Origin of the sequence: Actinoplanes sp. NPDC049599 (assembly GCF_044465625.1) — a bacterium.
Taxonomy (GTDB): Bacteria; Actinomycetota; Actinomycetes; order Mycobacteriales; family Micromonosporaceae; genus Actinoplanes.
The window spans coordinates 100,249-107,254 of the sequence record NZ_JBITLX010000029.1 but is presented as its reverse complement, the minus strand read 5'-3'; the positions used below and the strand labels follow the sequence as shown (position 1 = coordinate 107,254).

Sequence of the window (7,006 nt, the reverse complement as noted above, 5' to 3'; positions counted from 1 at the left end):
GGACCCGACCGCCAGCCAGACGGAACCACCCGCCACATGCTGCGTGAAGCGCAGGACCCGACCGCCAGCCAGACGGAACCACCCGCCACATGCTGCGTGAAGCGCAGGACCCGACCGCCAGCCAGACGGAACCACCCGCCACATGCTGCGTGAAGCGCAGGACCCGACCGCCAGCCAGAAGGAAATCGCCAGCCAGACAGCGGACGCGACAGCCGGACCCGAGACCTCCAGCCGGACCGGCCCTTGCCCGGCCGGTCACGCTGGCCGGACTGGGAACCACCATCCGGACCAACACCCCGGCCAACCGCGAACCGCCAACCACCAACACCCTCGCCGAATCCGAAACCTACAGCGGGACCGGCGCCCCGCGGCCGAATCGGAAAACACCAGCGGGCCAGCACCCCGCCGGACCGGGAGACCATCGACCGGACCGCGAACTCCCGGCGGACCGGGCGTTGCAGGGCGGCGGATCGGAATGGGCCTTAGTTGTCCAGTAGACCTAAGCGGTGGGCGACCGCCGCTGCCTCGCCTCGGGTTGACACCGCTAGCTTTGCGATGATGCGGGACACGTGCACGCTTGCTGTCTTCGGGGATATGTAGAGCTGCTGCGCGATCCCGCTGTTGCTGCGCCCCTCCGCCACCAGCCGCAGCACCTCCCTCTCCCTGTCTGTCAGCGTCTCCGTGCCCGTCGCGGTTGGCTGTGTTGCTGAGCGCAGTCCGATCCGGCGGGCCAGGGTGTCTGCTGCCTCGCTCAGTGGGCGTGCGCCCAGTGCGCCCGCGATCGCCGCCACCTCTTCGACCGCTCCTGCCGACGCGGTGCGGTCGCCCGCGCCGGCCGTTGCTGTTGCCAGGCCCAGCAGCGCCACCGCGAGCGGGTAGGGCTGGCCGTCGGCTCGCCAGGCTTCGACGGCCTTGTGCCACAGCTCCGGGCGGCCTGTCAGTGTTGCGGCTACTTGCGCCGCGTGGGCTCGGTCAGCGGGGCTGCGTTGCGGCACCGTCTCGGCGAGACTGCGGATCTGGGTGGTCAGTTCTTCGTCGGCCGACTCCTCGGCGACGGCTGCTGCCGCCGTGAGCAGGGCCCAGCCGTACCGGGGGCGGTCGGTTATCGATGGTTCGGCCGCTGCTTGTCGGGCTGCGGCCAGGGCGGTAGCCGTGTCGCCCGTGTGCCGGGCCAGCTGGATGCGGAGCTCCATCAGCGACAGCCGGTTTTCCCGGTGCAGGAACTGCCGGCCCAGGAAGGCGATCGTCCGGTGCGCCAGCGGCTCGGCGCCCTCGTGGCCGCGGGCCAGCCGCAGCATCGCGCGCAGGCGCATCCAGGGCAGCGCCAGAGTGCCGGGCGGGTCCTGGCGGGCGGCCTCCGCGCAGCGGGCGTCTGCCTCGTCCCACCGGCCCAGGGCGATCAGCGCCTCGGCGTGGTTGGCCAGCAGGAACACCCCGGTGGTGCGGTGCACGCCGACCCGGTCTGCGTACGGGACGCCTTCGGCCGCCGTGGCCGCGGATTCCTCGTAGCGGCCCAGTTCGTACAGGGAGTCGGAGATGTTGACCAGGGCTCGGGCCAGGTTGGGCAGGTCGCCTGTCGCGCGGGCGCGAGCGGCGGCGTTCTCCATCGCGGGCAGGGCCTCGCCGGCGGACAGTTTGCCGCGACAGATCTGCCCGTACGTGATGGCGGCGGTGACCGTTGCGGACACGTCGCCGCTCTCGAGCGAGGCGGCCAGGGCCTCGCTGGCCACCTCCCCGGCCTCCTTGTCGCTGACGCCGCTGAGCGCGTACGCGGCGTCGGCGATCAGCATCACCCGCTCCTGTGACTGCGGTGCCAGGCGCAACAGCCGGTATGCCTCCCGGGCCTCGGCCGCGCCGTCGCTGGTGCCCGCGTTGTAGAGCAGTTTGCTGCGGCGAACGAGCAGCCGGGCCGCGCGCAACGGCTCGGCATCGGCGTCCAGGTCGGCCAGTGCCGCCTTGGTCAGTTTCAGCGCCCGTGGGTGGTTGCCGGCCTCGATCGCGACCAGCCCGGTCTGCTCCAGCAGGTCGAGGTGGCTGGCGCCGAGCAGTTCTGCCGCCTCGGGGACCAGCTCCCACAGCTCCAGCACGCGTTCCAGCAGCCGGGCCTGCTCCGCGTACGCGTACCGCTGGGAGGCTGCCTCCGCGGCACGGCGGGCCGAGATCAACGCCTTGGGGTGGTCGTGTGCGGCGTACCAGTGATGGGCGATCTCCGCCGGGGCCCGGCCCATCGCGACCAGCTGGGGCTCCGCCTCGACCGCCTCGGCGTAGCGGGCGTGCAGGCGGGCGTGTTCGCCCGGCAGCAGGTCGTCGTGCACGGCCTCACGGACCAGGGCGTGCCGGAACTCGTATCCACCGTCGGCGTCGAAGACGATCAGCTGGGCGGCGACGACGGTGCGCAGCGCGGACTCGAGGTCGGCCTCGTCGATCCCGGCGACCCGGCTGAGCAGCTCGTGACCGAACTTGGTGCCACCGACGGCGGCCACCCGCAGCACCCGCTGGGCCGCGTCCGGCAGCTGGTCGACCCGGGTCAGCAGCAGGTCGCGCAGGCTGTGCGGGATGTCGGCGCAGCTCGGGTCGGCGGACGTGGCGAACTGCTCGATGAAGAACGGGTTGCCCTGGGCGCGCTCGTGGACGGCCTCCACCGTCCGCGGCTCCGGCTCGGTGCCGAGCAGGTGGCTCAGCATCTCGGCGGTGCCGTCGCGGTCGAGCCGGTCGATCTCGGTGCGGTGCACACCGCGTACCCGATCGAGCTCGGCCAGGAACGGCCGCAGCGGATGGCCGCGGTGCAGTTCGTCGGTGCGGTAGGTGGCAACCAGCAGCACCTGCGGCAGCCGGGCCGAGCGGACCAGGAAGCCGATCAGGTCCCGGGTCGACCGGTCGGCCCAGTGGAGATCCTCGATGACCAGCACCAGCGGTTGCCGTTCGGCCAGCCGGCCGAACAGCGAGGCGACCAGTTCGAACAGGACGCCGCGGCGGGCCTCGCCGACAGCCTCGGGCGTTGGCGGGCCCAGCTCGGGCAGGAGCCGGGCGAAATCCTGCTCGCGCCCGTCGAGGACGGCCGGGCCGTCGGAGTGCACGAGCCGGCGCAGCGCGGCCGCGAACGGCGCGAACGGCAGCCCCTCCTCGCCCAGCTCCAGGCATTGCCCGGTGAGGATGCGGGCGCCCTCCGCGGCGGCCACCCGGCAGAACTCCTCGACCAGGCGGGTCTTGCCCACGCCCGCCTCGCCGCCGACCAGGACGGTCGACGGCTCGGCGTTGCGGGTGCGCTTAAGGGCGTCGCGCAGCGTGGCGAGGTCGGCCTCCCGACCGACCAGAACATCACTGCCGGCGTGCGCGGTCACGCCGTCGAGCATGTCATGCCACGGGCCCGGCGCGCCTGCCCCGAAAAGCACGGTCATGACGCCGCGGGCGCCCGCACCGGGCGGGGCCTGCGGGTGGGCCAGTGCCATCGCGCATGGCGTGGTCCGGCCGCGGTGGCCTCGTGCGCGAGGTGGTCGGCGGCGGCCGCGCGCTGCCACTCGGCGGCGCGCTGGTGGTACAGATCGAGCTGGAACTGGGGGTCGTTGAGCTGGAACATCTCGTCTCCTCGCGATCGGTCGTCCTTGCTGTGCTCGACTCTTCGCGGGAAGGTGGGGGCCGTGCATGGGGAAGGTGCCTCATCTTTGGCCCGGGACCACCTCAGCTGCGGGTCCTGGGCGAGTAAGGCACCCGGCTGACCACTACACTTTCGGGTATGGCAAAACCCCAGGAGAAGGTGTCGTTCGTCGAGCGCCTGAAGCAGATCGGCCAGGTGTTCGCGTTCACGGCGCGGCAGGACAAGTGGTTCGTCCCGCTGATCATCGCGGCGGTGCTGATCCCGCTCGCCCTGACCGTGCTGGTGGTCCTCCTGGGCCTGGGCTGGGTGTGGATCCCGATCGGCATCATGGTCGCCCTGCTGGCGGCCCTGATCGTGCTCAACCTGCGGTCGAACACCGCGATGATGAACGCGGCCGAGGGCCAGCCCGGCGCGGCAGCCTCGATCGTCGAGAACATGCGCGGCGACTGGCGGGTGCGCCCGGCGGCCAGCTCCACCACCCAGTTCGACATGGTGCACATCGTGATCGGCCGGCCGGGAGTGATCCTGCTGGGCGAGGGCCAGCCGCAGCGCGTCCGCAACCTGATGGGCCAGGAGAAGCGCCGCCTGTCGAAGGTGATCGGCAACGCCCCGATGTACGACTACCTGATCGGCCAGGGCGAGGGCGAGCTGTCGATCCGCAAGCTCCGCACGACGGTGATGCGCCTGCCCCGCAACCTGACCGGCAAGGACGTGAACGCGTTGGACAAGCGCCTGGGTGCGCTGATGGCCCGCCCGCAGATGCCGAAGGGCGCGATCCCGAAGAACATGCGCCCGGGCGGCAAGGGCATGCGCCAGCAGCGCCCGCGCTGACCCCGCGCGCACCGGTAACCGCCCGCTAAGGGCAGCAGGCAATGCTTACTCCCCGCGCAGACGCCACAATGCGCGGGGATTTCGCATTTCCTGAGCCGGGCGGAGTCGGCACCGAACGACGCCCGTGTGTGGTTTTACCATTGCCCGGCTCTGACGTATTGTCTCCAGCTACGCTGAGACTCAGCGCAGCTGGAAGGTTTCGCCGTGCCGAGGACGCAACGAGCCATCTACGATGAACGCTATACCGGCACGGGTTACGACCAACGCTCGGCCGTACCGGTATTGACCGCGGAAAGATCAGCCTTGCGAAGGGCTGTCGACAGGGCGATCAGCACCACCGCCGGCGACCGCTCTCCGGTCACCCTGTTCGATTTCGGGTTCGGCACCGGCCGGGTCACGAATGAGTTCCTCGTCAGCTTCCCGGAACGCTACGGCAGCCTCGGCAGAGACCTGCGGGTCATCGCCTATGACGTCTCGGCCGTCGGCCTGCGAAAGGCCGAGGAAGAGCTCAAGTGGCGGCACGCCTTTGAAGCGCCCGATGAGATCAAGTGGGACGACGAGGCGAGTGCGGGATACGTCGCGGGTTCTCTTGTGCGGGATGTGCGGGGGATCCGGCTGAGTGTCGTCTTCGTTCATGGCAACGAAGCCGAGTCTCCCGCGGCGATCGGCCGGCTGGTGCGAGCCGCCACCAGAGGCCCGGCACTGATCACCACCTCGTGGTACAGCTGCCTCGGCCATATTCCCGGCCGGCAGCGCCGAGCGCAATTCTTCCGCATGCTGGATCGGGTCACCGACCCGCGCGGGGAACTGCTGATCGCCCCTTCCGTATCGGGTGATCTGGTGGAGGCGCAGGCGGAGTGGGCCGAGCGGCTGCGCCGCGGCGACATCGGCGACCATCCCATCGAGGTCCCCGGCGATGTCATGTACGAGACCGAGCTCCATGGCCTCAATTTCTGGCACGTGTTCGGCACCGACCTGGACGAGCTGATCCGGCGGGGACTCGGACCGCACCAACGCGCCTGGATCGAGGCCCTGCGCATGCCCGGCCCGGAATTCGGCTCCGCAGTGGACGAGCAGGTGAACTACCGGCAGACCCAGCTTTTCAACCTGGCCAGACAACGCCGGCGCTGGCGCCACAGCGACTATCGGCGCGTCCACACGGCGGTGGCGGTGCGCAGCGGATCACCCCGGGCGCGCTGACCCGGTCCCGCCGATCTGCGGCTGGTGACGGTCCTGCCGGGGAAGATCGCGCAGGGCGACCACCGAGATGGTCAGCAACTGGTTCTGGTGCACCTCCACCCGGTACAGGCACTCGAAGTCGTCATGCCGGGCGCACATTCGCAGGAAGTGTTCGTCCAGCGGCAGCCGGGCACCGGCCCAGGTGCCGAACCCGTAGATCCCCGCGATGACGAAAATCTTGCGGTCCGCCGCGAAAGGGCTGGTGGCCCTGATCAGAATGCCGTAGTCGACCCGGAACCGTCGCGCACAACGTTTGCCGTCGGGGCCCACCGCGATGGACCAGCTGTCGTCGAAGTCGCGGGTCGAGTCGCCGTGCAGGATGTCTTCCTCCCATTCCGGGGAGTACAGCTCGCCGGATTCGAGGTCCTCGACGGTCATCGCGGCGGGATCGACCCGGAACCCCGAACCGATTCTCGCGAATACGACCGGGATGAGGCTGTTGACCTCGTCCAGGCCCACCAGGATGATGTTTTCGCGTTGCTGGCCGTCCACCAGTTTGGACGCATAGGCGATATCGAACGACGCGCCGTACATGCCGAGGGTGGTCGCCAGTTCGTGCACCGCGTGGCTGTCGCCGAGGCCGATGAAGCCGGACGGTTCCAGGTAGTTGAAGCGGGGAAAGGATCCGAGGAACAGATAGGTCCGGCCCCGGATGATCTGCGCGCCCCAGAATTTCCGGCCGCGCCGGGATCGCACACGGCCCAGCACACCCCGGGCGCTCACCCCGAATCCGAAGACCAGGATCGCGGCGACGATGTTGACTGCCAAGTCCTGCACGCTGTGCACGGCCACCCCCTTGGACCGAGATCCACTGGCCGGATTCCCGATGAACAGGAACGGCTACGCGCACCCTCGGTGACCTAAGCGTCACAATGAGCAGCGAACTGGCATTGACGGTGGTCAGCGCCTCTGGTCGGTGATCAGGAGTGGTGACAGGGTCGCGAGCACCTCATCGGTGCGGGTCGCCTTCATCAGGGCCATTCCTCCGCGGTGATGCCCACAACCCGTCAGGAAGATCGCTCGCCCGAGTGCCGACCCGATCCGCGGGAGCCGGGAGTCCTCCGTGAAGGCCGGCGCCGTCAGCCGACTGCCGGGCACGCCGGTGATCGGCCGAACACACACAGGCCCCAGCGCGAACCTCCAGTCGCTCACCTCGGCACCGACGTCCTGGCCGAACAGATCGGTGAGCCGAACGTCACGAGCAGCCAGTGATCGTCGGCCCGGTAGGCGTTCAGTCGGTAGATGCCCACAATGCTGCGGATCCGGGTCGGAAAGACCCGGGCGACCGCCGCCTCACGCTCATCGTGCCCCGTTACCCGCCCACGCCTGAACCGACACGGA

Annotated in this window: 5 protein-coding genes; 2 read left to right on the top strand and 3 right to left on the bottom strand. The window is 69.9% G+C overall.

Features of this window, described 5'->3' with window-relative positions:
- Positions 1-482: 482 nt before the first annotated feature.
- Positions 483-3,341: an AAA family ATPase gene (locus ACIBQZ_RS35440; protein ID WP_396093224.1), complete on the bottom strand. Its 2,859-nt coding sequence runs from the start codon at positions 3,339-3,341 to the stop codon at positions 483-485.
- Positions 3,342-3,394: 53 nt separating this feature from the next.
- Positions 3,395-3,577, bottom strand: coding sequence for a hypothetical protein (locus ACIBQZ_RS35435; protein WP_396093223.1), 183 nt, complete (start codon positions 3,575-3,577; stop codon positions 3,395-3,397).
- A gap of 156 nt (positions 3,578-3,733) precedes the next feature.
- Here ACIBQZ_RS35435 and ACIBQZ_RS35430 point away from each other — a divergent pair, with 156 nt between their 5' ends.
- Together ACIBQZ_RS35430 and ACIBQZ_RS35425 are read left to right on the top strand one after the other, a co-directional pair.
- Positions 3,734-4,426 (top strand): DUF4191 domain-containing protein, encoded by a 693-nt coding sequence (locus ACIBQZ_RS35430; protein ID WP_396093221.1) that lies wholly within the window; start codon positions 3,734-3,736, stop codon positions 4,424-4,426.
- Positions 4,427-4,630: 204 nt separating this feature from the next.
- Entirely contained in the window at positions 4,631-5,626 is a 996-nt protein-coding gene (locus ACIBQZ_RS35425; RefSeq protein WP_396093220.1) for a hypothetical protein, read from the top strand.
- On the opposite strand, the gene ACIBQZ_RS35420 is transcribed toward ACIBQZ_RS35425, so the two are convergent.
- Entirely contained in the window at positions 5,609-6,451 is an 843-nt protein-coding gene (locus ACIBQZ_RS35420) for a hypothetical protein (RefSeq protein WP_396093219.1), read from the bottom strand. The two genes, ACIBQZ_RS35425 and ACIBQZ_RS35420, sit on opposite strands and share 18 nt — an antisense overlap.
- Positions 6,452-7,006: the final 555 nt, after the last annotated feature.

What these genes read in the sequence shown, in the direction of transcription:
- ACIBQZ_RS35435 (WP_396093223.1), bottom strand. Translation starts at nt 3,577, where the DNA reads ATGTTCCAGCTCAACGACCCCCAGTTCCAGCTCGATCTGTACCACCAG.
- ACIBQZ_RS35430 (WP_396093221.1), top strand. Translation starts at nt 3,734, where the DNA reads ATGGCAAAACCCCAGGAGAAGGTGTCGTTCGTCGAGCGCCTGAAGCAG.